Source organism: Pseudomonas sp. S37 (assembly GCF_016658545.1).
Taxonomy (GTDB): domain Bacteria; phylum Pseudomonadota; class Gammaproteobacteria; order Pseudomonadales; family Pseudomonadaceae; genus Aquipseudomonas.
The window spans coordinates 1-25,269 of record NZ_JACVZC010000099.1 but is presented as its reverse complement, the minus strand read 5'-3'; the positions used below and the strand labels follow the sequence as shown (position 1 = coordinate 25,269).

Below are 25,269 nucleotides of genomic sequence, written 5' to 3'. Positions count from 1 at the left end.
GGGTTTACCCGCGAACACCGGCAACGCCGGTGCCATACACCGCGGCGTCTGCTTCGCGGGTGAACCCGCTCCTACAACGGGCGGTGTTAGCCGCAAGCGTGCGTTAGCCTGCACCATCTGTGCAGGAGCGGGTTTACCCGCGAACACCGGCAACGCCGGTACCATACACCGCGGCGCCTGCTTCGCGGGTGAACCCGCTCCTACAACGGGCGGTGTTAACCGCAAGCGTGCGTTAGCCTGCACCATCTGTGTAGGAGCGGGTTTACCCGCGAACACCGGCAACGCCGGTGCCATACACCGCGGCGTCTGCTTCGCGGGTGAACCCGCTCCTACAACGGGCGGTGTTAGCCGCAAGCGTGCGTTAGCCTGCACCATCTGTGCAGGAGCGGGTTTACCCGCGAACACCGGCAACGCCGGTGCCATCCACCGCGGCGCATGCTTCGCAGGTCAACCCGCTCCCACAGTGACTGCGGGATAGCCTCGCCCCTGAAAAATCGCAGCCAAAAAAAAGGGCGACCCGAGGGTCGCCCTTTTTACCGATCAAACAGAACTCAGTTCTGCTTGGCCATTGCTTCGCGCAGCAGCGCAGCCATGGTGGTGTCGGCAGCAGCTTCCGGAGCGTTTTTCAGGCTCTGGATAGCTTCGCGCTCTTCAGCGTCGTCTTTCGATTTGATCGACAGGCTGATAACGCGGGACTTGCGGTCAACGCTGATGATCTTGGCTTCGATCTCTTCGCCTTCCTTCAGAACGTTACGCGCGTCTTCAACGCGGTCACGGCTGATTTCGGAAGCTTTCAGAGTGGCTTCGATGTCGTCGGCCAGGGTGACGATGGCGCCTTTGGCGTCAACTTCTTTCACGATGCCCTTGACGATAGCGCCCTTGTCATTGACAGCAACGAAGTTGGAGAACGGATCGTCTTCCAGCTGCTTGATGCCCAGGGAGATGCGCTCGCGCTCTGGGTCGACCGACAGGATGACGGTTTCCAGCTCGTCGCCCTTCTTGAAACGACGTACGGCTTCTTCGCCGGTTTCGTTCCAGGAGATGTCGGACAGGTGAACCAGGCCGTCGATGCCGCCGTCCAGACCAATGAAGATACCGAAGTCGGTGATCGACTTGATGGTACCGGTGATCTTGTCACCCTTGTTGAACTGGCCGGAGAAGTCTTCCCATGGGTTGGACTTGCACTGCTTGATGCCCAGGGAGATACGACGACGCTCTTCGTCGATGTCCAGAACCATGACTTCCACTTCGTCGCCAACCTGAACGACTTTCGACGGGTGGATGTTCTTGTTGGTCCAGTCCATTTCGGAAACGTGTACCAGACCTTCAACGCCTTCTTCCAGCTCAGCGAAGCAGCCGTAGTCGGTCAGGTTGGTAACGCGAGCTTGTACGCGAGTACCTTCTGGGTAACGGGCAGTGATAGCTACCCACGGATCTTCACCCATTTGCTTCAGACCCAGCGAAACGCGGTTGCGCTCACGGTCGAACTTCAGAACGCGTACGTCGACTTCGTCGCCAACGTTAACGATTTCCGATGGGTGCTTGATGCGCTTCCAGGCCATGTCGGTGATGTGCAGCAGGCCGTCGATACCGCCCAGGTCCACGAATGCGCCGTAGTCGGTGAGGTTCTTGACGATACCTTTGACTTGCTGGCCTTCCTGCAGGGTTTCCAGCAGGGCTTCGCGCTCGGCGGAGTTCTCGGCTTCCAGCACGCTGCGACGGGAAACGACAACGTTGTTGCGCTTCTGGTCCAGCTTGATGACCTTGAATTCCAGCTCTTTGCCTTCCAGGTGGGTGGTGTCGCGCACTGGGCGGACATCAACCAGGGAGCCCGGCAGGAACGCACGGATGCCGTTAACGTCGACAGTGAAGCCGCCCTTAACCTTACCGTTGATAACGCCCTTGACCACTTCTTCGGCGGCGAAAGCTGCTTCCAGAACAATCCAGCACTCGGCGCGCTTGGCTTTTTCACGGGACAGTTTGGTTTCGCCAAAGCCGTCTTCGACCGCGTCCAGCGCAACGTGAACTTCGTCACCGACCTTGATGGTCAGTTCGCCAGCTTCGTTGTAGAACTGCTCGAGCGGGATGACACCCTCGGACTTCAGGCCAGCGTGTACGGTAACCCAGTCGCCGTCGATGTCGACAACGATACCGGTGATGATGGCACCCGGCTGAAGATTGAGGGTTTTCAGGCTTTCTTCAAAGAGTTCTGCAAAGCTTTCGCTCATTTTAATTCCTGTAGATTCGGGCGAAACAAACGCCCCTCGCCACATTCCAGACAATGTGGGTCTGTTTTAAGTAAAGGAAAGCCGGCAAGACGTTGACTGGTGAACCTGCCTGCTCTCCTGGCTATCAGAGAAGGTCGCGCTGGGCGATCTCGCTCCTGATACGTTGCAACACCTGCTCGATGGACAACTCGGTAGAGTCCAACTGAATGGCATCGGCCGCTGGCTTCAGCGGGGCCACTGCACGTTGGGTGTCGCGCTCATCACGCGCACGAATCTCATCCAGCAGACTCGACAGACTAACATCTTCGCCCTTGCCCTTCAACTGCAGGTAGCGGCGGCGCGCCCGTTCCTCGGCACTGGCGGTGAGGAATACCTTCAACGGCGCGTCCGGGAACACCACGGTGCCCATGTCGCGGCCATCGGCAATCAACCCGGGCATCTCACGGAAGGCACGCTGACGCTGCAACAGCGCTTCGCGCACGGCAGGCAGCGAGGCCACCATCGAGGCACCGGCACCGACGGTTTCGGTACGGATGACCTGGCTGACATCCTCGCCTTCGAGGATGGTCTGCTGCAGCTTACCGGGCTCGGCAGCAATGAACTGCACATCCAGATGGGCGGCAAGCTTGGTCAGCAGCTCTTCGTTGGTCAGGTCGACGCCGTGGTTGCTGGCGTTGAACGCCAACAAGCGGTACAGCGCGCCGGAATCCAACAGCTTCCAACCCAGCTCGCGGGCCAGCAGGCCGGCAACCGTGCCCTTGCCTGAGCCGCTTGGGCCGTCGATGGTGATGATAGGGGCTTGCGAACTCACGACTTGCCCTCTTCTGCCACGCGAATGCCGACTTCGGCGCACAACGCCAGGAAGTTCGGGAACGACGTCGCGACGTTGGCGCAGTCATGGATGCGAATCGGCGCACTGGCGCGCAGCGAAGCCACGCTGAAGGCCATGGCAATACGGTGGTCACCGTGGCCATGCACTTCGCCGCCGCCCAGCTGCCCGCCGTCGATGATGATGCCGTCCGGGGTCGGCTCGCACTTGATACCCAGGGTGATCAGGCCGTCGGCCATGACCTGGATACGGTCGGATTCCTTCACCCGCAGCTCTTCGGCACCGCGCAGCACGGTACGCCCTTCAGCGCAGGCAGCGGCCACGAACAGCACCGGGAACTCGTCGATGGCCAGTGGCACCAGCTCTTCAGGGATATCGATACCCTTCAGTTTGGCGCCACGCACGCGCAGGTCGGCCACCGGTTCGCCGCCGACTTCACGCTGGTTTTCCAGGGTGATGTCGCCGCCCATCAAGCGCAGGATGTCGATTACGCCGGTACGGGTCGGGTTGATGCCGACGTGCTCCAGCACCAGTTCGGAGCCTTCGGCAATGGAAGCAGCCACCAGGAAGAAGGCTGCCGAGGAAATGTCGGCCGGCACTTCGATACGGGTGGCAGTCAGCTTGCCGCCAGACTGCAGCGACGCTACCGGGCCATTGCTCTCCACTGCATAGCCGAAGCCGCGCAGCATGCGCTCGGTGTGGTCACGGGTGGGCGCAGGCTCGGTGACGGTGGTCTTGCCTTCGGCGTACAGGCCGGCCAGCAGCAGGCAGGACTTGACCTGGGCGCTGGCCATCGGCAGCGTGTAGGTCAGGCCTTTGAGCTTGTGGCCACCACGGATGGTCAGCGGCGGGCGGCCTTCCGGGCCGGTCTCGACCACGGCGCCCATTTCACGCAGCGGGTTGGCGACGCGGTTCATCGGGCGCTTGGACAACGAGGCATCACCGGTCATGGTCACGTCGAACGACTGACCGGCCAGCAGGCCCGACAGCAGGCGCATCGAGGTGCCGGAGTTGCCCACGTACAGCGGCCCGGGCGGCGGCTTGAGGCCGTGCAGGCCAACGCCATGAATGGTTACGCGACCATGGTTGGGGCCTTCGATGACCACACCCATGTCACGGAATGCCTGCAGGGTCGCCAGCGCGTCTTCACCTTCGAGGAAGCCTTCGACCTCGGTAGTGCCTTCGGCCAGCGAGCCGAGCATGATCGAGCGGTGGGAAATCGACTTGTCGCCCGGTACGCGGATCCGCCCGTTCAGGCGGCCACCCGGTTGGGCCAGGAAAATCAGATCGTTGGCGTTCATAGCGTCCACATAGGCCCGGCGGGCCAGGATTTTACTGAAATGCTCGCGGGCAACCCGTGCGCGGGTGAATACACCCAGCAGCTGGTGCCCGTCCCCTTCAGCGATCGCGTCGCGCAAGGCGTCGAGATCACTGCGATATGTATCAAGTGTGCGCAGGACAGCATCGCGGTTGGCAAGAAAGATGTCGTGCCACATGGTCGGGTCGCTGCCGGCGATCCTGGTGAAATCGCGGAACCCCCCGGCAGCGTACCGGAAGATCTCGAGGTTTTCATTGCGTTTGGCCAGCGAATCGACCAGGCCAAAGGCCAACAGGTGCGGCAGGTGGCTGGTGGCGGCCAGTACTTCGTCATGGCGTTCGACCGACATGTGCTCCACATCGGCATCCAGCGCACGCCACAGGCGGTCGACCAGGGCCAGGGCGGCCGGGTCGGTTTCGGCCAGTGGCGTAAGGATGACCTTGTGTCGGCGGAACAGGGTGGCGTTGGAGGCCTCTACCCCGCTCTGCTCGGAACCGGCGATGGGGTGGCCGGGAACGAAGCGCGGCAAGCGCTGACCGAAGACGGCTCGCGCTTCACGCACGACGTTGCCCTTGGCGCTGCCGACGTCGGTGATGATGGCATTGCCGAGGTCGAGCTGGGCCAGGCGGGCCAGGACTTTCTCCATGGCCAGGATTGGCACGGCCAACTGGATGACATCGGCGCCCACGCAGGCAGCGGCGAGGTCTTCTTCGCAGCGGTCGACCACGCCCAGGGCCACGGCCTGCTTGCGCGAGGGGGCATCCAGGTCGACACCGACCACTTCGCGGCACAGGCCGCTTTCACGCAGGCCCTTGGCGAACGAGCCACCGATCAGGCCAAGGCCGACCACGACCAGCCGGTTGATGATTGGCGCGGGTTTGGTTTTTGCTGCATTTACCACTGGTGCGAACCCTGTTCAGAAATCTAGACAGCCTGTGAGGGCCATTGGGGCTGCTTTGCAGCCCATCGCGACACAAGGCCGCTCCTACAGGGACCGTGCAAACCTGTAGATTGCCATTCCACAGGAACCACACAATGGGAATGCTTGCGCGGTACCTGTAGGAGCGGCCTTGTGTCGCGATGGGGCGCGAAGCGGCCCCAACAACCTCAGATCAAAGCACCGCCTTTGGATAAGAGCCCAGCACCTTCAGCGCCACAGCCTCCTGGCTGATCTGCTCCAGCACCGCCTTGATCAGCGGGTCGCGGTGATGGCCAACGAAGTCGATGAAGAACACGTAGGTCCACTTGCCACTGCGCGACGGGCGGGTCTCGATGCGGGTCAGGTCAATGCCGTTCTGGTGGAATGGCACCAACAGCTCGTGCAAGGCACCTGGCTTGTTGCTCATCGAAACAATGATCGAGGTCTTGTCGTCACCGGTCGGCGGCACTTCCTGGCTACCGATCATCAGGAAGCGCGTGGAGTTGTCCGGGCGGTCTTCGATCTTTTCGGCCAGGCGGGTCAGGCCGTACAGGTTGGCCGCCATGTCACCGGCGATCGCCGCCGAATTCCACTCGCCCTTGACCCGCTTGGCCGCCTCGGCATTGCTCGACACGGCCACGCGCTCCACGTTCGGGTAGTGCGCGTCCAGCCACTTGCGGCACTGGGCCAGCGACTGGGCATGGGAGTAGATGCGGGTGATACTGTCGGTCTTGGTGTTCTCGCCCACCAGCAGGTGGTGGTGGATACGCAGCTCGACTTCGCCGCAAATCACCATATCGTGCTCGAGGAAGCTGTCCAGGGTATGGCTGACAGCGCCTTCGGTGGAGTTTTCCACCGGCACCACGCCGAAGTTGACGGCACCGGCCGCCACTTCACGGAACACTTCGTCGATGGCCGCCATCGGCCGGCTGATCACCGCGTGGCCGAAGTGCTTCATGGCCGCAGCCTGGGTGAAGGTGCCTTCAGGGCCGAGGTAGGCGATTTTCAGCGGCTCTTCCAGGGCCAGGCACGACGACATGATTTCGCGGAACAGCCGCGCCATCTCTTCGTTACCCAGCGGCCCCTTGTTGCGCTCCATCACGCGCTTGAGCACGGCGGCTTCACGCTCAGGGCGGTAGAACACCGGCTTCTCGCCTTCTTTCAGCGAGGCGGTCTTGACCCGGGCTACTTCTTCGGCGCAACGGGCGCGGTCGCTGATCAGCTCGAGGATTTTCTCGTCGAGGCTGTCAATGCGTACCCGCAGGGCCTTGAGTTCCTGTTCGGACATCAGCCGTGCTCCTTCTCGAATTCAGCCATGTAGCCTACCAGCGCTTCTACTGCTTCCAGGCCCAGGGCGTTGTAGATGGAGGCACGCATGCCGCCCACCGAACGGTGGCCCTTGAGGTTGAGCAGGCCACGGGCGTCGGCACCGGCGAGGAAGGCCTTGTCCAGGCGCTCGTCAGCCAGGCGGAACGGCACGTTCATCCACGAACGGGCGTTGACGCTGATCGGGTTGGTGTAGAACTCGCTGCTGTCGATGAAACCGTACAGGCGGTCTTTCTTGGCGCGGTTGCGCTGCTCCATGGCATCGACGCCACCCTGCTCTTTCAGCCACTCGAACACCAGGCCCGAGAGGTACCAGGAGTAGGTGGCCGGGGTGTTGTACATCGAGCCGTTGTCGGCCGAGACCTTGTAGTCGAGCATGGTCGGGCAGCTGCTGCGGGCGCGGCCCAGCAGGTCTTCGCGCACGATCACCACCACCAGGCCGCTTGGGCCGATGTTTTTCTGCGCGCCGGCGTAGATCAGGCCGAACTGCGACACGTCGATCGGGCGCGAGAGGATATCGGACGACATGTCGACCACCAGCGGAACGTCACCGGTCTGCGGCACCCAGTCAAACTGCAGGCCACCGATGGTTTCGTTGGACGCATAGTGCACGTAGGCAGCGTTCTTGGTCAGGTTCCAGTCGTTCTGGCCAGGGATGGCCAGGTAGTCGTACGGCTTGGCGCTGGCGGCGACGTTGATGTTGCCGAAGCGGCGCGCTTCCTCGATGGCCTTTTTCGACCAGATGCCGGTCTCGACGTAGTCGGCGGTGCCGTTCTCCGGCAGCAGGTTCAGCGGGATCTCGGCGAACTGCTGGCTGGCGCCGCCCTGCAGGAACAGCACCTTGTAGTTGGAGGGGACGGACAGCAGGTCACGCAGGTCCTGCTCGGCCTTTTCGGCGATGGCCACGTAATCGTCGCTGCGATGGCTCATTTCCATCACCGACAAGCCCTTGCCGCGCCAGTCCAGCATTTCGGCCTGGGCACGCTGCAGGACAGCGTCAGGAAGCGCGGCAGGGCCTGCGCAGAAGTTAAAGGCTCGTTTGCTCACATCCACTCTCGCTCTGCCAAATAGAACAAATCTACAATCTTCGGTGCTACCAGGACCCTGTGGGAGCGGGTTTACCCGCGAACAAGGGCGAAGCCCTTGCCATGCACCGCGGTGGCGCATTCGCGGGTAAACCCGCTCCTACATCAGTCAAACGGGGCGACCTTGGTCGCCCCGTTCGGGTTTACGCTTGCTTACTCCTGCTGGGCCTCTTCGGCGCCTGCAGCTTCATCGTTGTCTGGCACTTCGCCCTCAACACCCTCCTCGTCCGCCTCGACCACATCATCGAGTTCGTCCTCGGACGGTTCCTGGATCCGCTCCAGGCCCACCAGTGTTTCATCTGCAGCCAGCTTGATCAGGGTAACGCCCTGGGTGTTACGGCTGAGGCTGGACACCTCGCCAACCCGGGTGCGCACCAGCGTGCCCTGGTCGGAGATCAGCATGATCTCTTCGCCTTCCTGCACCTGGATAGCACCGATCAGCAGGCCATTACGCCCTTTGGTACCCATGGCGATCACGCCTTGGCCACCACGGCCGCGACGCGGGAACTTGGACAGCGGGGTGCGCTTGCCAAAGCCACGCTCGGAGGCGGTGAGGATCTGCGAGCCGGACTCCGGGATCAGCATCGAAATGATCTGCTGGCCCTTGCCCAGCTTCATGCCACGCACGCCACGGGCGGTACGGCCCATTTCACGCACCACGCTCTCGGCGAAGCGAATGACCTTGCCGGCGTCGGAGAACATCATGACTTCCTTGGCGCCGTCGGTGATGGCCGCGGCAATCAGGGTGTCACCTTCCTTGAGCTTCAGGGCGATCAGGCCATTGGAGCGCGGACGGGCAAACTGCACCAGCGGGGTCTTCTTGACGGTACCCGAGGCGGTAGCCATGAAGATGTACGCGCCGGTAGGCTCCGCCACCCACTCAGGGGTGTCGCCGTCTTCTTCGTCGACTTCTTCGGCTTCTACCAGCTCACCTTCGAGCACGGTGTCATCCGCGTCTTCCAGCTCTTCATCGAGGTCGGCGTTCTGCTGCAGCGCTTCGAGGTCGATCTGCAGCATGGCGGTGATGCGCTCACCTTCTTCCAGCGGCAGCAGGTTGACCAGCGGGCGACCACGGGCAGCGCGGGAGGCTTCGGGGATTTCGTAGGTCTTCTTCCAGTACACCTTGCCCTTGCTGGAGAACAGCAGCAGCGTGGCATGGCTGTTGGCGACCAGCAGGTGCTCGATGTAGTCCTCGTCCTTCACGCCGGTCGCCGACTTGCCTTTGCCGCCACGGCGCTGGGCCTGGTAAGCGGACAATGGCTGGGTCTTGGCATAACCACCGTGGGAGATGGTTACCACGCGCTCTTCTTCCGGGATCATGTCGCCGTAGTTGAGGTCGTGGCTGGCATTGAGGATTTCGGTGCGGCGAGCATCGCCGTACTCGGCACGAATGGCTTCCAGCTCTTCGCGGATCACTTCCATCAGGCGCTCGGCGCTGCTGAGGATGCGGATCAGCTCGCCGATCTGCTCGAGGATTTCCTGGTACTCGGCCAGCAGCTTCTCGTGCTCCAGGCCGGTCAGGCGGTGCAGGCGCAGGTCGAGAATGGCCTGGGCCTGTTCCGGCGACAGGAAGTACTTGCCGTCGTGCAGGCCATACTGCTCCGGCAGGTCCTCTGGGCGGCAGGAGTCGGCGCCGGCGCGCTCGACCATGACCTGCACGGCACTGGATTCCCACGGCGTGGAAACCAGGGCTTCCTTGGCTTCGGACGGCGTCGGCGAGGCCTTGATCAGGGCGATGACCGGGTCGATGTTGGACAGCGCAACGGCCTGGCCTTCAAGGATGTGGCCGCGTTCGCGGGCCTTGCGCAGCTCGAAGACGGTACGGCGGGTCACCACTTCACGGCGGTGACGGACGAACGCTTCGAGCAGGTCCTTGAGGTTGAGCAGGCGCGGACGGCCGTCGACCAGGGCCACCACGTTGATACCGAACACGCTCTGCAGCTGGGTTTGCTGGTAGAGGTTGTTGAGCACCACCTCCGGCACCTCGCCGCGGCGCAGCTCGATGACGATGCGCATGCCGTCCTTGTCGGACTCGTCACGCAGCTCGGTGATGCCTTCGATCTTCTTCTCTTTGACCAGCTCGGCGATCTTTTCGATCAGGCGCGCCTTGTTCAGCTGGTACGGCAGCTCGGTGACCACGATCTGCTGCCGGCCGCCGACCTTGTCGATGTCTTCGATCTCGGAGCGGGCGCGCATGTAGATGCGGCCACGGCCGGTGCGATAGGCCTCGATGATGCCCTGGCGACCGTTGATGATGCCGGCAGTCGGGAAGTCAGGGCCAGGGATGAACTGCATCAGCTCATCGATGGTGACTTCCGGGTTGTCGATCAGCGCCAGGCAGCCGTCGATGACTTCACCGAGGTTGTGCGGCGGGATGTTGGTCGCCATGCCCACGGCGATACCGCTGGAACCGTTGACCAGCAGGTTGGGGATGCGCGTCGGCATGACCGCCGGGATCTGCTCGGTGCCGTCGTAGTTGGGCACCCAGTCGACGGTTTCCTTGTGCAGGTCGGCCAGCAGCTCGTGGGCCAGCTTGGACATGCGCACTTCGGTGTATCGCATGGCCGCGGCGTTGTCGCCGTCCACCGAACCGAAGTTGCCCTGGCCGTCGACCAGCAGGTAGCGCAGCGAGAACGGCTGGGCCATACGCACGATGGTGTCGTAGACCGCAGTGTCGCCGTGCGGGTGGTACTTACCGATCACGTCACCGACCACACGGGCGGATTTCTTGTACGGCTTGTTCCAGTCGTTGCCCAGTTCGCTCATCGCATAGAGAACGCGACGATGCACGGGCTTCAAGCCGTCACGCGCATCGGGCAGCGCTCGCCCGACAATCACGCTCATCGCGTAGTCGAGGTAAGACTGTCTCAGTTCGTCTTCGATATTGACCGGGAGGATTTCTTTGGCCAGTTCGCCCATGAGAAGCCTGATTCCTTTTTCTGGTGAAACTTCGCAGCTCCATCAAGGGCCGAACGAAGCTCGCCGCCGCAGCGCATAAGGGTGCGACGACTTACGACAAATCAATGAGTTGTGCCATGGATCTGCGCAATGAAGGCCGCCGTGATGGGCGGTCTTGGAAACTGCCGGATGTTACCACAAAGGCGGGGGCGGTGGGGAGATGTGGCGGGCGGCCAGAAGCAGGTTTGAATCTTGTATTTTTATTGCCTTTGCCGGCCTCTTCGCGGGTGAACCCGCTCCCACAGGTACATCTCTACCCTCGGGCCCTGTGATATCCCTGTGGGAGCGGGTTTACCCGCGAAGAGGCCGGCACAATTGTCAATGCAGGCGCTTGCGGCACATCAACTGCGACAGTTTTGCGGTATCCGGGCGTTCGACAATGCCACGCTCGGTCACGATCACGTCGATCAGGTCGGCCGGGGTCACGTCGAACACCGGGTTGAACACCTCGACATCCGGCGCCACCCGCGTGCCCGCGTAATCCAGCAGCTCATCGGCCTCGCGCACTTCCAGCGGGATATCCTCGCCAGTGGCCAGGTTCAGGTCGATGCTGGTACTCGGCGCCACCACCATGAAACGCACGCCATGGTGCATGGCGCTGACCGCCAGCTGGTAGGTGCCGATCTTGCTGGCCATGTCACCGTTCGCCGCAATGCAGTCTGCCCCCACCACCACCCAGGTAATGCCCTTGCTCTTCATCAGGTGGGCCAGTGCCGAATCGGCGCACAGGGTCACCGGGATGCCTTCGTTGGCCAGCTCCCAGGCCGTCAGCCGCGAGCCTTGCAACCAGGGGCGGGTCTCACCGGCATACACCCGCTCGACCATGCCCTCCAGGTAACCGGCGCGGATCACCCCCAGCGCCGTGCCGAAGCCACCACTGGCCAGTGCACCGGCATTGCCGTAAGTCAGCAGGGTCTGGGCATTGCCCTGGTGGCGGCGAATCAGCTCGATACCGAACTGGGCCATGGTCAGGTTGGCTTCACGGTCGCTTTCGTGGATGGCCACCGCTTCGGCCTCCAGCGCGGCCAGCACGTTTTCGTCCGGGCGCAGGCGCTGCAGGCGCTCGCGCATGCGGTTCAGCGCCCAGAACAGGTTGGCCGCGGTGGGGCGGGCTTCAGCCAGGCTGAGAAAGTCCTCTTCCAGGTCCATTTCCCAGTCGCCACCTTCGGCCAGCCGCTCTTCCAGGGCCAGCACCAGGCCGTAAGCGGCGGCAATGCCAATTGCCGAGGCACCGCGTACGGCCATGTCGCGGATCGCCGCCGCCACCTGCGCGACATTGTCGCAGGCCAGCCAGCGCTCTTCGGACGGCAGCAGGCGCTGGTCGAGCAGGTGCAGGATGCCGCCCTGCCAGCGGATCCCGGTCACCTTCTCCGCCGCCAAAAGTCGCTCGCGCATCGCCTCTCCCTGTCGTTCGGATATCAAAAGCCGGCGATTATAGCGACCCTGGGGGCCAAGCGCTCGGGTATACTCCGGCGCAATTTTGCGAAGTTTCAGAGGACTGTTCAATGAGCAACGTCGACCGCGCCGAAATCGCCAAGTTCGAAGCGCTGGCCCACCGCTGGTGGGACCGCGAAAGCGAGTTCAAGCCGCTGCACGAAATCAACCCGCTGCGCGTCAACTGGATCGACGAACGCGCAAGCCTGGCCGGCAAGAAAGTGCTGGACGTAGGCTGCGGTGGCGGCATCCTCAGCGAAGCCATGGCCCTGCGCGGCGCCACGGTCACCGGTATCGACATGGGCGAAGCGCCCCTCGCGGTGGCCCAACTGCACCAGCTGGAGTCCGGCGTGCAGGTGGAATACCGGCAGATCACCGCCGAAGCGCTGGCCGAGGAAATGCCTGAACAGTTCGACGTGGTCACCTGCCTGGAAATGCTCGAGCACGTGCCCGACCCGTCTTCGGTGATTCGCGCTTGCTACCGCATGGTAAAGCCGGGCGGCCAGGTGTTTTTCTCCACCATCAACCGCAACCCGAAGGCCTACATGCTGGCCATCGTCGGCGCCGAGTACATCCTGAAGATGCTGCCGCGCGGCACCCATGACTTCAAGAAGTTCATCCGCCCCTCCGAACTGGGCGCCTGGAGCCGCGATGCAGGCCTGCAGGTGAAGGACATCATCGGCCTCACCTACAACCCGCTGACCAAGCACTACAAGCTCAACAGCGACGTTGACGTCAACTACATGATCCAGACCCTGCGCGAGGAATAAGCATGCGTTTGCGAGCAGTACTCTTCGACATGGACGGCACCTTGCTCGACACGGCGCCGGACTTCATCGCCATCTGCCAGGCCATGCTCGCCGAGCGCGGCCTGCCGGCCGTCGATGACAAACTGATCCGCGATGTGATTTCCGGCGGTGCCCGGGCCATGGTTGCGGCCACCTTCGCCATGGCCCCGGAAGCCGAGGGCTTCGAGGCCCTGCGCCTGGAATTCCTCGAACGCTACCAGCGTGACTGCGCAGTACACAGCAAGCTGTTCGACGGCATGGCCGAGTTGCTGAGCGATATCGAGAAAGGCAACCTGCTGTGGGGCGTGGTCACCAACAAGCCGGTGCGCTTCGCCGAGCCGATCATGCAGCAGCTGGGCCTGGCCGAGCGCTCGGCGCTGCTGATCTGCCCGGACCACGTAAAGAACAGCAAGCCCGACCCCGAGCCGCTGATCCTGGCCTGCAAGACCCTGAACCTGGACCCGGCCACCGTGCTGTTCGTCGGCGACGACCTGCGTGACATCGAGTCGGGCCGCGACGCCGGCACCCGTACGGCGGCCGTGCGCTACGGCTATATTCATCCAGAGGACAACCCCAACAACTGGGGCGCCGACGTGGTGGTGGACCACCCGCTGGAACTGCGCAAGGTGATCGACAGCGCGCTGTGCGGCTGCTGAACCCCAGACTGATGCCCGGGCACCGCCCCTTGTAGGAGCGGGTTTACCCGCGAATGCGTACGATCAGGCGCCAGTGTTGTCTGGGCTGACGCATTCGCGGGTAAACCCGCTCCTACAAGGGGCAGGGTCGCCCTCACGAACTCGAAGGACAGAACCATGTTCGACTACACCGCCCGCCCCGACCTGCTGCAAGGCCGGGTCATCCTGGTTACCGGTGCCGGCCGCGGCATCGGCGCTGCTGCTGCCAAGGCCTATGCCGCGCTGGGCGCGACCGTGCTGCTGCTGGGCAAGACCGAGGCCAACCTGAACGAGGTCTACGACCAGATCGAAGCTGCCGGGCACCCGCAACCGGTGGTCATCCCGTTCAACCTGGAAACCGCCCTGCCGCACCAGTACGACGAGCTGGCCGTGATGATCGAAGACCAGTTCGGCCGCCTCGACGGGCTGCTGAACAACGCCTCGATCATCGGCCCACGCACACCGCTGGAGCAGTTGTCGGGCGACAACTTCATGCGCGTGATGCACATCAACGTCAATGCCACCTTCATGCTCACCAGCACCCTGCTGCCGCTGCTGAAGCTGTCGGAAGACGCATCGGTGGTGTTTACCAGCAGCAGCGTCGGGCGCAAGGGCCGGGCTTACTGGGGCGCCTATGGTGTGTCGAAGTTTGCCACCGAGGGGCTGATGCAGACCCTGGCCGATGAGCTGGAAGGCGTGGCGCCGGTGCGCTCCAACAGCATCAACCCGGGCGCAACGCGCACGGCGATGCGGGCGCAGGCGTACCCTAGCGAGAACCCGCAGAACAACCCGCTGCCGGAAGAGATCATGCCGGTGTACCTGTACCTGATGGGGCCGGACAGCAAAGCAGTGAACGGGCAGGCGCTTAACGCCCAGTAAGGTTTTTGCCTGTGCCGGCCTCTTCGCGGGTAAACCCGCTCCTACAGGGATCCCACAGTGCCCGGGCCTGTGGTGATCCTTGTAGGAGCGGGTTTACCCGCGAAAAGGCCAGTACAGGCAAACGATCAGCCAGCGGCCAACGCCGGGCGCATACGCCCCTGCTGGCGCCCTTCCAGCTGCATGCACCGCTCCAGGAACAGGAACATGCAGTCGTAGCTCTTGCAAATTGCCCTGCGCAGCTCGGTACGCAAGCCCAGGCTGGGGTTCTCACCAGCCAGGGTACAAATGATCTCCAGCGCCTCCCACGGGTGCGCATCGTCGTACTGGGCATGCATCTTCAGCCACTTCATTGCCCGTTTGCGCCCTTCCTCGGGGAAGCCCTGCGCATAGGTGTCGGTCGAGCACACCACCGCCGACCATTCGCCAGTCGCACCTTCGATGGCGTAGTTGGTCGCAGCCATGGAAATGGCCAGGTTTTCGGTGGCACACACCCGCCAGCACCAGTCGTTCAGGCCGTTCAGCTCGGGCGGCACTTCCTGCGCCTGCAATTCGTGCAGGTGCACCCCGTGCGCCTGGCACCAGTTCACCCAGTAGTCGGCATGGTTCAGTTCGACGCGAATGTTGCGCATCAGCCAGCGCCGCGCCATGTCTTCGCCCTGGTGGCGGCCATAGCGGGTTTTGGTCAGGTTATGCGCCATGTACAGCGAGAACTGCTCCACCACCGGCCAGCCGCCGATCAGGTACTGGCGAATGGTTGATTGCTTCAGCTGGCCATCGCGCAGGCGTGCATAGAACTCATGCTCCACCACCCGGCGCTTGCTTTCGCGGCAATCTTCAATCAGTTGCTGAGCCCATTGGGGGTAGCTGGCGGGGTCCATCAAAGGCCCGATACGAACGAATGCATCAATCACTTTCAGCTCCTTGATCCTTGTGATTTCTAGCTAACGAAACGTGCCAGGTGCCCGCTGCAACAGAGGCCGGGCGGCGATCCGTTGGCGCTGCAAACTGTCACAGGTGAACACCTGGGGGCGTTCGATCAGGTAACCCTGGGCGTAGTCCACGCCTATTTCCTGCAGGGCCTGCTCGATCAAGGGTGTTTCGACAAATTCGGCAATGGTGCGCTTACCCATCACATGGCCGATGTGGTTGATGACCTCGACCATGGCCCGGTTGACCGGGTCGTCGAGCATGTCCTTGACGAAACTGCCGTCGATCTTCAGGTAATCCACGGGCAAATGCTTGAGGTAGGCGAACGAGGACATGCCGGCGCAGAAATCATCGAGCGAGAAGCGGCAACCCAGGCCCTTGAGCTCATTGATGAAGCGGATGGCACTGCCCAGGTTGGCAATGGCACTGGTTTCGGTGATTTCAAAGCAGATCATCCGCGGCGGGATGGCGTATTCGACAAACAGCCGCTGCAGGTACTCGAGGAATTTGTCGTCACCAATGCTCGACCCCGACAGGTTGATGGCACAGATCGACAACGGCCCTTCACGCCCTTCGTCCAGACACTGACGGATGACCTGGAACACATTGCGCACCACCCAGCGGTCCAGCGCGGTCATCAGGCCGTAGCGCTCGGCCGCCGGAATGAAGCTGCTGGGCAGGATGGTACGGCCGCTTTCATCGTGCAGGCGCAGCAGGATTTCGATATGGCCCGGGCCTTCAAAGGTTTTCAGCGGGGCGATTTCCTGGGCGTACAGGCAGAAGCGGTTTTCTTCCAGGGCCACGTGCAAGCGCTGGATCCAGGCCATTTCGCCAAAGCGCATGGACAGCTCGCTGTCGTCGGCGTGGTACACCTGTACGCGGTTGCGGCCTTTTTCCTTGGCCATGTAGCAGGCCATGTCGGCGGCACGCAGCGAGGCTTCGAGGGTGCCGGGGGCCTGGGCCATGTGCACCAGGCCAACGCTGACGGTGGTCACGAACGGCCGGCCCTTCCACACGAAGTGCAGGCTCTGTACCATCTGGCGCAGCTGCTCGGCGATGCGCTCGGCCTGGTCGGGCGGGCAGCTTTCCAGCAACACGCCAAATTCATCGCCGCCCAGCCGCGCCAGGGTGTCGCCTTCGCGCAGGCCGGACTGCAGCACGGCGCAGATGTGCCGCAACAGTTCGTCGCCGGCAGCGTGGCCGCAGGTGTCGTTGACCAGCTTGAACTGGTCGAGGTCAAGGAACATCAGCGAGTGCCGCCCGGCCTGGCGCGCCAGCTCATTAAGCGCCTGCTCCAGGCGGTATTCGAACTCGCGGCGGTTGGCCAGCCCGGTCAGCGCATCGTGGGTGGCCTGCCAGGACAGGTTGGCGATGTACTGGCGCTCCTGGGTCATGTCGTGCAGCACCAGCACGATGCCGCTGACCTGGCCGTCATTGACGATCGGCGACCCCACCAGGTTGATCGACACGGTGCTGCCGTCCAGGCGCTGGATCAGCCGGGCATGCTCGGCGCCGCCCTTGAGGCTGCCGCTGAGCACCTGCTCGACCAGGCTGCGGCCGTCTTCCTCGGCCTGCTCGTCAACCAGGCTGAACAGTGCCGACAGCGGCAAGCCCTGGGCCTGGCCGGCCTGCCAGTGGGTCAGTTGCTCGGCGGCAGGGTTCATGTAGCCGATGTAGCCGTCGACGTCGGTGGTAATCACCGCATCGCCAATGGCCTGCAGGGTGATCTGTGCCCGCTCCTTTTCTGCCTGCAGGGCACTGGCAAAGGCCTGGCGCTGGGCCAGCAGCTTGCTGGAGCGGCGCCAGGCGATGGCAATCAGGAACATCGCCGTCAGCAGGTTGGTGATCAACAGCACCCGCAGCAACATGCGCGAACCTTCGCCCAGGGCATCACTGAAGGCCTTGGCCGCAGGCGTCACGCCTTCGTTGATGGTGACGATGCGGGCCTTCCAGGCATTGATCGTCTGCGCGTCGACCGGGCCGGCGGTGAAACGTTGGCGCATCTCAGTGGCCAGCACATCCAGTTTGGCCAGGTAGTCGTCACCGATGCTCCAGTAGTCGATGGCCGTCTGCATGTAGCTGATGCTGCGGAAGTTGCGGTAAAACCAGATGATCCCCTCGACGTCGTCGGGGTGGTTGCCGCCCTGCAGCACCGCCTGGCGGGCAGCATCCAGGTCGGGGCTGGGCGGGTCCAGCACTTCACGTACCCGCTGGTCGCCTTGCGGTACGCTTATGGCCTGGCGATAACGCTGGTAGGTGGTTTGGTCATTGGTTTCGGCGTAAAGCGTGAGGTAATAGATGGCGTCTTTCTGCGCCTTGGACCACAGGCTTTCGCCCGCCACATAGGCACGTACGGCCGAGAGCGTATAAAGGCTGAGGCTGCCCAACGCCACCTGGAAGACCACGACGGCGATGAAGGGCCAGGTGATACCGAGCAACTTCGGCGCTTCGAGTGTGCGATGTCCCTTCATGTAATCCCTGTCACAGAGCAGATAAGGCGCAAATCGACCCAGACAAGCACAGCGTAGGCCATTTGCCATCGCTGTGGAGGGGATTTTTATGACAAGGAATCGGGGGATTTGTACAGACTGTAACGGCCTCTTCGCGGGTGAACCCGCTCCCACAGGGATACCACAGCACTTGAGGCCTGTGTTGTACCTGTGGGAGCGGGTTTACCCGCGAAGAGGCCAGCACAGGCAGCCAGAAATTCAGCTCTGCTGCAGGTGCCCATAAAGCTTGGCATACAGCCCACCCTCGGCAATCAGCTGCTGGTGGTCGCCGTCTTCAGCCACGTGGCCGCCATCGAACACCAGCACCCGGTCGGCCTGTTTCACGGCCGACAGGCGGTGGGCGATGATCAGTGTGGTGCGGCCGCTGAGAAAGCGTGCCAGGGCCTGGTGCAGGTTGTATTCGGTCGCGGCATCCAGGGCCGAGGTGGCTTCGTCGAGGATCACTACCTTGGGCTCGGCCAGCACCATGCGGGCAATGGCCAAACGCTGGCGCTGGCCGCCGGACAAGCGCACGCCGGAGCGCCCCACCACGCTGTCCAGGCCCTGCGGCAAGGCAGCAATGGTAGCGTCCAGCTGGGCGATCCGCAGTGCCTGCCAGCAGGCCTCGTCACTGCACTCACGGCCCATGGTCAGGTTGGCGCGCACCGTGTCGTTGAACAGCGACGGGTGCTGCAGCACCACCGCAACGTTCTCGCGCAGGGTTTCCAGGCCGATTTCCTGCAAGCTGGCACCGCCAAAGCGAATGGTCCCGGCCTGGGCGCTGTACAAGCCCAGCAGCAGTTGCACCAGGGTACTCTTGCCACCACCGCTGGCCCCGACGATCGCCACCTTCTCGCCCGGGGCGATGGACAGGTCGAGGTGATCCAGCACCGGCTCGTCGGCATAGGCAAAACGCAGGTCACGCACGTCGATGCCCACGGTCTCGCGGCCGGCGAACGGGTCGCTGGCAGCCGGGTACTGCGGTTCGTCAGCCCGCGCCAATAGCTCGTTAAGGCGGCTTAGCGCGCCGCCGGCGGCGTAGTAGGCGTATTGCAGGTTAAGCAGCTGCTCGACCGGGCCGATCATGAACCACAGGTAGCTGAATACCGCCAGCATCTGGCCGATCGACAGGTCGGAGAACAGCACGGTCAGCATTGCCGCGGCGCGGAAGATGTCGATGCCGAACTGGAACAGCAAACCACTGGCGCGGCCGCTGGCATCGCTCTTCCATTGCGAGTCCACGGCATAGTCGCGCACTTCGCGGGCACGCAGCCCCAGGCGGCCGAGGAAGTAACCCTGGCGGTTGCTGGCGCGGATTTCCTGAATGGCGTCGAGGGTTTCCGTCAGCGCCTGGGTAAAGCGTGACGTGCTGTCGTTCTCGAGCTTTTTCAGGTGTTTTACGCGCTTGCCCAGCTGCACCGTGAAGTAGATCACCAGCGGGTTGAACAGCAAGATCAGCAAGGCCAGCTGCCAGTGCATCCAGATCAGGATGGCCGCCGTGCCGGTCAGGGTCAGCATGGCCACCAGGAAGCGGCTGAGGGTTTCGCCAACGAACTTGTCGAGGGTGTCCAGGTCGGTGACCAGGTGGGTCGTTACCGTGCCACTACCGAGGCTTTCGTATTCCTTCAGCGAAATACGCTTGAGCCGCTCGATCAGGCGGATGCGCAGGCGGTAGACGATGTCTTTGGCCAGCCCGGCAAACAGCTTGGCTTGCACCACGTTGAAAGCCAGCGCCGCCAGGCGCAGGCACAAGGTCAGCGCCAGCATCAGGCCGATGTAGCCGGCGGCCACCTGCCAGCTGGACGGCAGCAAGTGGTTCATCCACTTCAGCGCGGCATCGCCATGGCCAAGCAGCACTTCGTCCACCAGCAGCGGCAGCAACAGCGGGATGGGCACACTGCAGCAAGCTGCCAGCACGGCGATGAGGTTGGCGGACCAAAGGTTTTTCTTGTGGTGCAGGGCCAGGCGGCGGATTTCCGCCCAGCTTAGTCGATCGGCCGCAGTGTAAGGCTTGCCCGGTACCGGGTCGGGTGACCCAGGTACATCAAGCACAGGCGGCCTGCTGCAGCCAGCGGCCGAGCAAGGGTTGCAGGCGCTCCAGCGGCTGGTAGCCGTTGGTCAGCAAAGCCAGTTGGCCATTACGCTCGGCCAGCAAGGTCGGGAAACCGGCAATGCCAAGGTCCTGGGCCCAGGCGAAATCGGCAGCGGTAACTGCACGGGTATCGGCACGGGCGAAGGTTTCGGCAAACAGCCCACGGTCGAAGCCCGCCTGTTCAGCCAGCTCGACCAGGTGCGGCGCAGTGGTCACATCCACGCCCTGCTCGTAGAAGCCGCGCTGAATCAGCGCCAGCAGCGGCCAGACGCGCTCGGCATCCAGTTCGCGGGCAGTGACCAGAGCGCGGCAGGCCGGCTCGGTGTCGTAGACGAAGCCGTCGGGCATGGCCCCCTCGAAGCGAAACGGCTGGCCGGTAGCCTCGGCCACCGCCTGCCAGTGTTCGAGGATGTACTTGCGGGTAGAGCTGTCCAGCGCGCTGCCGCCGGTACGCAACCCGCCGGTCACCAGGCGGGTGGGCACGCCTGCCTCACGCGCCTGGGCGATCAGGGCCGCGGCCACTGGCGCGAAACCCCAGCACCAGGAGCACATCGGGTCCATCACATAGATCAGGCGTGCAGACATGCATCAGGCCTCGGCTTTGTAGTTGTAACCGATCGGGTGCGGCAGGTTGCGGGCCTTGGCCAGCTCGATCTGCTTCTGCCGGTCGATGGCGCTGCGCCGGGTCTTCTCGCTCAGGGTGTCCCAGCAATGCGGGCAGCTGACACCTGGCGAATAGTGCTCGGACGCGCGCTCCTCTGCATTGATCGGGTGGCGGCAGGCGTGGCACTGGTCGTACTCGCCTTCGCTCAGGTCATGGCGCACCGTGACGCGGTTGTCGAAGACGAAGCAGTCGCCGTCCCACAGGCTTTCTTCCTGAGGCACTTCCTCGAAGTATTTCAGGATGCCGCCCTTAAGATGATAGACCGCCTCATAGCCTTCACCGAGCATGTAGCTGGAGGCTTTTTCGCAGCGGATGCCACCGGTGCAGAACATGGCCACTTTCTTGTGCTTGCTGGGGTCGAAGTTGGCCTTGATGTACTCCGGGAACTCGCGGAAGGTCTCGGTCTTGGGGTCGATGGCGCCCTTGAAGGTGCCGATGGCCACTTCGTAGTCGTTGCGGGTGTCGATCAGCAGCACTTCCGGGTCGCTGATCAGGGCGTTCCAGTCCTTGGGCTCGACGTAGGTGCCGACCGCCTGGTTGGGGTCTACGCCCGGCACGCCGAGGGTGACGATCTCTTTCTTGAGCTTGACCTTGGTGCGGTAGAACGGCTGTTCGTCGCAGTACGACTCTTTGTGGTCGACATCGACCAGGCGCGGGTCGTTGCGCAGCCAGGCCAGCAGGCCATCGATGCCTTCGCGGGTGGCCGACACGGTGCCGTTGATGCCCTCGTGGGCCAGCAGCAGGGTGCCTTTGACATCATTTTCGAGCATGGCCTTGAGCAGGGGCTCACGCAGCTCGACGTAGTCTTCCAGGGTGACGAACTTGTACAGCGCCGCGACGACGATGGCTTGGGACATGAAGCAGGTTCTCCAGGTGGTTGCCCTCGTAAGGGGCGGACCGGGTTTGACAATGTGGCAAAAAAACAGGGGGCGCTTTGCGCCCCCCGGATGTTGCAGGATTCTACCAGAACAACAGCAAGGTTTCAGTGCCCGCCGCCCGCACACACCGGCGAGGCCGGTGCAACGCCGACCTTGGCCCACTCTTCGGCGGTGTAGGTATGAATGGCCAGGGCGTGGATCTGGCCCATCAGCTCACCCATGGTGGCGTACACCTTCTGGTGGCGCTTGACGCTGTTCAACCCGGCAAACTGCTCGCAGACGATCACTGCCTTGTAGTGGGTCTCCTGACCACGACTGTGCATGTGGCTTTCGTTGAGCACTTCCAGGTGTTGCGGCGCCAGGGCGGCCAACTGCTGTTCGATACGCTGTTGCATGGTCATTGCGGCTTACTCACTTCTTCGCAGGGGCGGCGGCCTTGCCTGCGTTCGGGTCCAGCTCCTTGGTCATGTCTTCCAGCAGCTTGTTCACCACCGGTACGGCTGGCTCCAGGCTTTGCTGGGTCAGCTGAGCCGACTGCTGGGTGACCTTGGGCATTTCACGCAGCACTTTCTTGCCCAGCGGCGACTCGTAGAACTTGACCAGGTCCTTCAGTTCCTGTTCGGTGAAGGTCTGGGTGTACAGGTCGACCATCTTCGGCTTCAGCTTGTTCCAGCCGATGGCGTTGTCCAGCGCCGCGTTGGCCTTGGCCTGGTAGCCTTCCAGAACCGGCTGCTTGCTGGCCGGGGCCTTGGTCTGGGCAAAGCGCTGGGCGAACATCTGCTGCACTTGCATGTACACCGGGGTGCCCAGCTTGTCGGCGTTGGCCAGGGTCAGGAACTTCTCGGCAGCAGCGTTGTGGCTGGCGGTGGCAGCCAGTACCTGGCCGCTGGCGCAAACCAGGGCAACGGCGGCACAGAGGACACGGAGACGGGTCATTGCATTTCCTTCAACAAGAGGGAGGCGGGTACCTCAGAGTAGAGCATTCTGCGCCGTGGTGGCGATGTGCTCAAGTAGCACGACGAGCGACGGAACCGCTCGGTCGAATCAGGGCCTAAACTGCGAATTCGAACTACACAGGAGTGAGTACAGAATGAGCCGTATCGAGACAGACAGCCTGGGCCCGGTCGAAGTTCCGGAGGACGCCTACTGGGGTGCGCAGACCCAGCGTTCGCTGATCAACTTCGCCATTGGCAAGGAACGCATGCCCCTCGCGGTACTGCACGCCCTGGCACTGATCAAGAAGGCCGCAGCGCGCGTCAACGACCGCAACGGCGACCTGCCGGCCGACATCGCCCGGCTGATCGAACAGGCCGCCGACGAAGTGCTGGCTGGCCGCCACGATGACCAGTTCCCGCTGGTCGTCTGGCAGACCGGCAGCGGCACCCAGAGCAACATGAACGTCAACGAGGTGATTGCCGGGCGTGCCAACGAACTGGCCGGCAAGGGCCGTGGCGGCAAGGCGCCCGTGCACCCCAACGACCACGTCAACCGCTCGCAAAGCTCCAACGACTGCTTCCCGACCGCCATGCACATTGCTGCTGCGCAGGCGGTGCACGAGAAACTGCTGCCGGCCATCGCCGAGCTGTCGGCGGGGCTGGCCGAGCTGTCGGCGCGCCACAACAAACTGGTGAAAACCGGCCGCACGCACATGATGGATGCCACGCCGATCACCTTCGGCCAGGAGGTATCGGCCTTTGTCGCCCAGCTCGACTACGCCCAGCGCGCCATCCGCGCCACCCTGCCGGCTGTGTGTGAACTGGCTCAGGGCGGCACCGCCGTCGGTACCGGGCTGAACGCCCCGCATGGCTTTGCCGAAGCCATTGCTGCCGAGCTGGCGGCGGAGTCCGGCCTGCCGTTCGTCACCGCGCCGAACAAGTTCGCAGCCCTGGCCGGCCACGAACCGCTGACCAGCCTGGCGGGTGCCCTGAAGACCCTGGCCGTGGCCCTGATGAAAATTGCCAACGACTTGCGCCTGCTGGGTTCCGGCCCGCGCGCGGGGCTGGCCGAGGTGCGCCTGCCGGCCAACGAGCCGGGCAGCTCGATCATGCCAGGCAAGGTCAACCCGACCCAGTGCGAGGCGCTGTCGATGCTGGCCTGCCAGGTGCTGGGCAACGATGCGGCCATCGGCTTTGCCGCCAGCCAGGGGCATTTGCAGCTGAACGTGTTCAAGCCGGTGATCATCCACAACCTGTTGCAGTCGGTCGAGTTGCTGGCCGATGGCTGCCGCAACTTCCAGCAGCATTGCGTGGCGGGTATCGAGCCGGATGCCGAACAGATGGCCGCGCACCTGGAGCGCGGGTTGATGCTGGTGACGGCGCTGAACCCGCATATCGGGTATGACAAGGCTGCCGAGATTGCCAAGAAGGCCTACGGCGAGGGCAAGACCTTGCGGGAGGCGGCATTGGAGTTGAAGTACCTGACCAATGAGCAGTTCGACCAGTGGGTAAGGCCGGAGAACATGCTGGCGCCGGGGGGTAAAGGGTAAGCCATCTGTTGCCTGTACCGACCCTTTCGCGGGTGAACCCGCTCCCACAGGATCACCAAAGCCCTGACTATTGTGGGATCCCTGTGGGAGCGGGTTCACCCGCGAAAAGGCCGGTACAGGCAATCAAAAACCTAGACTAACCGCGCCCGGCGCGCCCGCCACCCGGCCACCAGCGACGGCCCCAGTGCCACCAGCGCCGAGCCAAACACCACGGTCACCGCCCCCACGTAACCCAGGGCATTGATGTCCTCGGCATGCACCTGTTCAGGCCACACCACGGCCGCCAGCGCCACCGCCACAAAGGTCACCAGCGGCGTCAGCGCCAGCGTGGCACTCACCCGCGACGCCTCCCAGTGCGCCAGCGCCTCGGCAAACGCGCCGTACGCCACCAGGGTATTCAGGCAGCAGGCCAGCAACAGCCAGCCCTGCACGGGGGTCAGCTGCAACGCCTCCAGTGGGTGTACCCAGGGTGTCAGCAACGCAGCGCAGCTGAGGTAGATCACCATCATCACCTGTTGCGAATGCCAAACCGTCAGCAACTGCTTCTGGCTCAGGGCGTAGAACACCCAGATGCTGGTGGCCAGCAAGATGGTCAGTACCCCCGTGGTGTAGGTACCCAGCGAGGTCAGCAGCTCTTCCAGGCGCTGGTTGAAGAACAGGCCAAACCCGGCCAGCAGCACCAGCAGGCCCATGCCCTGCCCAAAGCTGAAGCGTTCGCGGAACACGAACACGCTGGCCACCAGTAGCAGCACCGGGCCAATCTGCACCACCAGTTGCGCGGTGCCGGGGCTGAGCAGCTTGAGGCCGATCAGGTACAGCACGTAGTTGCCCATCAGGCCGAGCACGGCTACGGCCACCAGGCCTTTGCCCTTGGGTGGCAATTTACGAATGGAAGGCAATCGCCGCTGGGCCGCCAGCCAGGCGAACAGCAGGCCACCGGACACCAGCAGGCGGTACCAGGTCACGGTGATCGGGTCGACCACTTGCAACACCTGCTTGAGCTTGATCGGCAGGATGCCCCAGAGCAGCGCCGTCAGAAGTGCCAGGAACAGGCCATAGCCCCAGCGGCCGGAAGTGGTGTGCATAAAGTCCTCGATCAAGCCCGTGGTGGGGGTGGTTGAATTCTACGGGCTTGGAGGGTGGGGGCGGTGGAGAGTGCCGAGAAAAGAATTCATCAGGTCATTCTTCCTTGGCATGGCTTGGAGGGTGTTTCGCCTGTGCTGGCCTCTTCGCGGGGGTTAACCCCCCCCCCCCGGGCCCCCCCGGGGGGGGGGGGGGGGTGTGCGGGGGGGGGGG

Annotated in this window: 19 protein-coding genes; 4 read left to right on the top strand and 15 right to left on the bottom strand. The window is 63.2% G+C overall.

Translation table 11 applies throughout. The features are described from left to right. Positions 1-551 precede the first annotated feature (551 nt). The 7 genes from rpsA to mtnA form a co-directional block, all read right to left on the bottom strand. Positions 552-2,228 (bottom strand): 30S ribosomal protein S1, encoded by a 1,677-nt coding sequence (rpsA, locus tag IAE39_RS22755; protein ID WP_003252673.1) that lies wholly within the window; start codon positions 2,226-2,228, stop codon positions 552-554. A 124-nt stretch (positions 2,229-2,352) separates the two neighbouring features. After that, positions 2,353-3,039 (bottom strand): (d)CMP kinase, encoded by a 687-nt coding sequence (gene cmk, locus IAE39_RS22750; RefSeq protein ID WP_201206758.1) that lies wholly within the window; start codon positions 3,037-3,039, stop codon positions 2,353-2,355. After that, positions 3,036-5,243 (bottom strand): bifunctional prephenate dehydrogenase/3-phosphoshikimate 1-carboxyvinyltransferase, encoded by a 2,208-nt coding sequence (locus IAE39_RS22745; protein WP_328825625.1) that lies wholly within the window; start codon positions 5,241-5,243, stop codon positions 3,036-3,038. The genes cmk and IAE39_RS22745 overlap by 4 nt, the downstream gene beginning before the upstream one ends. A gap of 244 nt (positions 5,244-5,487) precedes the next feature. Next, positions 5,488-6,582: a prephenate dehydratase gene (pheA, locus tag IAE39_RS22740; protein WP_016485356.1), complete on the bottom strand. Its 1,095-nt coding sequence runs from the start codon at positions 6,580-6,582 to the stop codon at positions 5,488-5,490. Continuing rightward, a complete protein-coding gene (serC, locus tag IAE39_RS22735; protein WP_201206754.1) occupies positions 6,582-7,667 on the bottom strand; it encodes a 3-phosphoserine/phosphohydroxythreonine transaminase in 1,086 nt (361 codons plus the stop codon). The genes pheA and serC overlap by 1 nt, the downstream gene beginning before the upstream one ends. Before the next feature lie 191 nt (positions 7,668-7,858). Beyond that, positions 7,859-10,624, bottom strand: a complete 2,766-nt coding sequence (gene gyrA / locus IAE39_RS22730; RefSeq protein ID WP_201206752.1) for a DNA gyrase subunit A — start codon at positions 10,622-10,624, stop codon at positions 7,859-7,861. A gap of 357 nt (positions 10,625-10,981) precedes the next feature. Further along, positions 10,982-12,058 carry an S-methyl-5-thioribose-1-phosphate isomerase gene (gene mtnA / locus IAE39_RS22725; RefSeq protein WP_201206750.1) on the bottom strand — a complete coding sequence of 359 codons (1,077 nt, stop codon included), beginning with the start codon at positions 12,056-12,058 and terminating at the stop codon, positions 10,982-10,984. A 110-nt stretch (positions 12,059-12,168) separates the two neighbouring features. Between mtnA and ubiG the strand changes: the two genes are divergently transcribed. The 3 genes from ubiG to IAE39_RS22710 all read left to right on the top strand — a co-directional run bounded on the left by ubiG (position 12,169) and on the right by IAE39_RS22710 (position 14,438). Further along, complete coding sequence (ubiG, locus tag IAE39_RS22720; RefSeq protein WP_201206748.1) at positions 12,169-12,867, top strand: bifunctional 2-polyprenyl-6-hydroxyphenol methylase/3-demethylubiquinol 3-O-methyltransferase UbiG; 699 nt, start codon at positions 12,169-12,171, stop codon at positions 12,865-12,867. Positions 12,868-12,869: 2 nt separating this feature from the next. After that, positions 12,870-13,541, top strand: coding sequence for an N-acetylmuramic acid 6-phosphate phosphatase MupP (mupP, locus tag IAE39_RS22715; protein WP_201206746.1), 672 nt, complete (start codon positions 12,870-12,872; stop codon positions 13,539-13,541). A gap of 156 nt (positions 13,542-13,697) precedes the next feature. Next, the gene (locus IAE39_RS22710) at positions 13,698-14,438 is read left to right on the top strand and encodes a YciK family oxidoreductase (RefSeq protein ID WP_201206744.1); all 741 of its coding nucleotides are present in this window, start codon (positions 13,698-13,700) and stop codon (positions 14,436-14,438) included. A gap of 125 nt (positions 14,439-14,563) precedes the next feature. Here IAE39_RS22710 and IAE39_RS22705 read toward each other — a convergent pair whose 3' ends face one another. The 7 genes from IAE39_RS22705 to IAE39_RS22675 all read right to left on the bottom strand — a co-directional run bounded on the left by IAE39_RS22705 (position 14,564) and on the right by IAE39_RS22675 (position 22,424). Next, positions 14,564-15,349, bottom strand: coding sequence for a TenA family transcriptional regulator (locus IAE39_RS22705; RefSeq protein WP_201206742.1), 786 nt, complete (start codon positions 15,347-15,349; stop codon positions 14,564-14,566). 30 nt (positions 15,350-15,379) lie between these two features. Beyond that, positions 15,380-17,836, bottom strand: coding sequence for an EAL domain-containing protein (locus IAE39_RS22700; RefSeq protein WP_201206740.1), 2,457 nt, complete (start codon positions 17,834-17,836; stop codon positions 15,380-15,382). Between the two features lie 237 nt (positions 17,837-18,073). Beyond that, on the bottom strand, positions 18,074-19,906 hold the full coding sequence (locus IAE39_RS22695) for an ABC transporter ATP-binding protein (protein ID WP_201206738.1): 1,833 nt from the start codon (positions 19,904-19,906) through the stop codon (positions 18,074-18,076). After that, complete coding sequence (locus IAE39_RS22690) at positions 19,899-20,531, bottom strand: DsbA family protein (protein WP_201206737.1); 633 nt, start codon at positions 20,529-20,531, stop codon at positions 19,899-19,901. Before IAE39_RS22690 ends, IAE39_RS22695 begins: the two co-directional genes overlap by 8 nt. A 3-nt stretch (positions 20,532-20,534) precedes the next feature. After that, entirely contained in the window at positions 20,535-21,467 is a 933-nt protein-coding gene (trhO, locus tag IAE39_RS22685) for an oxygen-dependent tRNA uridine(34) hydroxylase TrhO (protein ID WP_201206735.1), read from the bottom strand. A 125-nt stretch (positions 21,468-21,592) separates the two neighbouring features. Then, positions 21,593-21,889 carry a BolA family protein gene (locus IAE39_RS22680; RefSeq protein ID WP_201206732.1) on the bottom strand — a complete coding sequence of 99 codons (297 nt, stop codon included), beginning with the start codon at positions 21,887-21,889 and terminating at the stop codon, positions 21,593-21,595. 10 nt (positions 21,890-21,899) lie between these two features. After that, on the bottom strand, positions 21,900-22,424 hold the full coding sequence (locus IAE39_RS22675) for a DUF2059 domain-containing protein (protein WP_201206730.1): 525 nt from the start codon (positions 22,422-22,424) through the stop codon (positions 21,900-21,902). Positions 22,425-22,578: 154 nt separating this feature from the next. Here IAE39_RS22675 and IAE39_RS22670 point away from each other — a divergent pair, with 154 nt between their 5' ends. Further along, positions 22,579-23,973: a class II fumarate hydratase gene (locus IAE39_RS22670; RefSeq protein WP_201206728.1), complete on the top strand. Its 1,395-nt coding sequence runs from the start codon at positions 22,579-22,581 to the stop codon at positions 23,971-23,973. Between the two features lie 131 nt (positions 23,974-24,104). Here the strand turns inward: IAE39_RS22670 and IAE39_RS22665 are convergent, their stop codons facing one another. Continuing rightward, a complete protein-coding gene (locus tag IAE39_RS22665) occupies positions 24,105-25,058 on the bottom strand; it encodes a DMT family transporter (RefSeq protein ID WP_201206726.1) in 954 nt (317 codons plus the stop codon). Positions 25,059-25,269: the final 211 nt, after the last annotated feature.

Excerpts from the sequence above, each read along its gene's own strand:
- IAE39_RS22665 (WP_201206726.1), bottom strand. The coding sequence starts at position 25,058 with ATGCACACCACTTCCGGCCGCTGGGGCTATGGCCTGTTCCTGGCACTT.
- IAE39_RS22710 (WP_201206744.1), top strand. The coding sequence starts at position 13,698 with ATGTTCGACTACACCGCCCGCCCCGACCTGCTGCAAGGCCGGGTCATC.
- IAE39_RS22675 (WP_201206730.1), bottom strand. The coding sequence starts at position 22,424 with ATGACCCGTCTCCGTGTCCTCTGTGCCGCCGTTGCCCTGGTTTGCGCC.
- IAE39_RS22670 (WP_201206728.1), top strand. The coding sequence starts at position 22,579 with ATGAGCCGTATCGAGACAGACAGCCTGGGCCCGGTCGAAGTTCCGGAG.
- gyrA (WP_201206752.1), bottom strand. The coding sequence starts at position 10,624 with ATGGGCGAACTGGCCAAAGAAATCCTCCCGGTCAATATCGAAGACGAA.
- IAE39_RS22680 (WP_201206732.1), bottom strand. The coding sequence starts at position 21,889 with ATGACCATGCAACAGCGTATCGAACAGCAGTTGGCCGCCCTGGCGCCG.
- rpsA (WP_003252673.1), bottom strand. The coding sequence starts at position 2,228 with ATGAGCGAAAGCTTTGCAGAACTCTTTGAAGAAAGCCTGAAAACCCTC.
- ubiG (WP_201206748.1), top strand. The coding sequence starts at position 12,169 with ATGAGCAACGTCGACCGCGCCGAAATCGCCAAGTTCGAAGCGCTGGCC.
- trhO (WP_201206735.1), bottom strand. The coding sequence starts at position 21,467 with ATGTCCCAAGCCATCGTCGTCGCGGCGCTGTACAAGTTCGTCACCCTG.
- mupP (WP_201206746.1), top strand. The coding sequence starts at position 12,870 with ATGCGTTTGCGAGCAGTACTCTTCGACATGGACGGCACCTTGCTCGAC.
- pheA (WP_016485356.1), bottom strand. The coding sequence starts at position 6,582 with ATGTCCGAACAGGAACTCAAGGCCCTGCGGGTACGCATTGACAGCCTC.
- IAE39_RS22700 (WP_201206740.1), bottom strand. The coding sequence starts at position 17,836 with ATGAAGGGACATCGCACACTCGAAGCGCCGAAGTTGCTCGGTATCACC.
- IAE39_RS22690 (WP_201206737.1), bottom strand. The coding sequence starts at position 20,531 with ATGTCTGCACGCCTGATCTATGTGATGGACCCGATGTGCTCCTGGTGC.
- mtnA (WP_201206750.1), bottom strand. The coding sequence starts at position 12,058 with ATGCGCGAGCGACTTTTGGCGGCGGAGAAGGTGACCGGGATCCGCTGG.